Source organism: Ignavibacteria bacterium, assembly GCA_016873845.1.
Taxonomy (GTDB): Bacteria; Bacteroidota; Ignavibacteria; order Ch128b; family Ch128b; genus JAHJVF01.
Window position 1 is genome coordinate 1 of record VGVX01000153.1, and the last position, 1,818, is coordinate 1,818.

The following is a 1,818-nucleotide window of genomic DNA, read 5'->3' on the forward strand; positions in this document are numbered from 1 at the left end:
TTGGGATTATCCACGAAATGTACAAACAAAATAAACTGGATTTTGTTTATGCATGTGAAGCTCGTCCGCTTTTTCAAGGTTTAAGACTTACATCATTCGAATTAAGTAGAGTTGGTATTTCCTATAAAATAATTATTGATTCTACTGCGGCGTTTTTGATGCAGAGAAAATCAGTAGATGCAGTTATACTTGGCGCAGATAGAATTGTACGAAACGGTGATACTGCAAATAAAATTGGTACTTATTCATTAGCTGTTAATGCCGCTCATCATAATATCCCATTTTATGTGGCGGCACCAAGTTCTACAATAGATGCAAATCTAGCTTCCGGCGAACAAATTGAAATAGAAGAGAGATCTAGCGAAGAGATAACTAAAATTAAAAATGTACAAATTGGTCATGATGGAATTCAGGTTTACAATCCAGCCTTCGATGTAACTCCATCAAATCTCATTACGGCAATAATTACAGAAGAAAATATTTTCTATCCCCCCTATAATTTTAAGTAATGTCAGAAATCATTAAAGACAAAGGTGTTGTTCTCAAGAAACGTAACTTTCGCGAAACGAGTAAACTTGTATCAATCTTTTCTGAGAATAATGGCAAAATTAATTTGATTGCCAAGGGAGTGAGGACACTAAAAAGCAAACTCAGTGCAGTGCTCGAACCGATGAATTTCATTGAATTTGTTTATTACAAAAAAGCTGCGCGGGATTTGCAATTTTTATCAGCCGCAGACTTCCTTGATGACTTTACACATATTAAATCGGATTTTAATAAAATTCAATCTGCATTCGCAATGTTAGAACTGACAAATATCTTTGTTCATGAGAATGAATCTAATCCAGTTCTTTTTCAAAAATTGGTTGAATCGTTGACTACACTAAATAATGGTTCGATCAAGCCAAAGTTAATGTTGATTTATTATATAGTTCATTTACTTGATTCTGGAGGTTACCCAGTATTGCATAGCTTTTGTCCAGCTTGTAATAAGACTTTATTCGATCAAAACTTAGAAAATTATTTTTCAAGGCATTTTGGGATCGTGTGTACAAAATGCGGTAAATCAAATCAAGAATATTATAAATTAACTAAACTTCAATTCGAGACCATAACGAATTCAAGTTTGGGGAGAATTTCTGAACTTGATAAAAACATGTTTGATGATGTAATTTTGAATGAAACACTTGGACTTTTAGAGAATTACATCGCTCAGCACGTGAGTGAGTTCAAAGGTTTTAAGTCATTTGTTTAATAATAGTCTTATTTGTTGAATCAAACATTTATACTAAAATAGAATTAATAAATTTTTTGAAACTCAGAAATAATTATTGAGTTAAAGTGTAAAAAATTAGGAGAAAAAATGAATAAACATAAACTTTTTGCTTCAATCGCTTTAGTTTTAATTGGAGTTGTTTTTGGAATTGTTTTAGTGTCAGGATTTGGATATGTAAAAAGTGGACACACCGTAGCACAAATTGGAGCAAATAATCCTCTCGTTAATGTTAATGCAGAAGCCCAAAAATTAAGTGAAGCATTTATCGAAGTTTCAAAAGCAGTTACTCCAACAGTAGTTGCGATTGTTGTTTCTGGTGAATCTAAAGTTAATGTTCCGGAAGATCATCAAGATTTCTTTAAAGATTTTCCTTTCTTCCGGGATTTACCAAAGAATCAGCCGCAGCGCGGATCTGGTTCTGGTGTGATAATTTCAAATGACGGTTACATCATGACAAACAATCACGTTGTTGAAGGAGCAAAGACTATTAGTGTCACACTCACCGATAAAAGGAAGTTTAATGCGGAACTTATTGGCACAGA

The 1,818-nt window shown here is 33.1% G+C and carries 3 protein-coding genes; all 3 read left to right on the forward strand.

Features of this window, described 5'->3' with window-relative positions:
* Positions 1-509 (forward strand): S-methyl-5-thioribose-1-phosphate isomerase (locus tag FJ213_13460; protein ID MBM4177160.1); only part of this gene is annotated, 509 nt, incomplete at its 5' end.
* Entirely contained in the window at positions 509-1,255 is a 747-nt protein-coding gene (gene recO / locus FJ213_13465) for a DNA repair protein RecO (protein MBM4177161.1), read from the forward strand. The genes FJ213_13460 and recO, both read left to right, overlap by 1 nt.
* A 108-nt stretch (positions 1,256-1,363) precedes the next feature.
* Positions 1,364-1,818: trypsin (locus FJ213_13470; GenBank protein ID MBM4177162.1), on the forward strand; the 455-nt coding region annotated here is incomplete at its 3' end.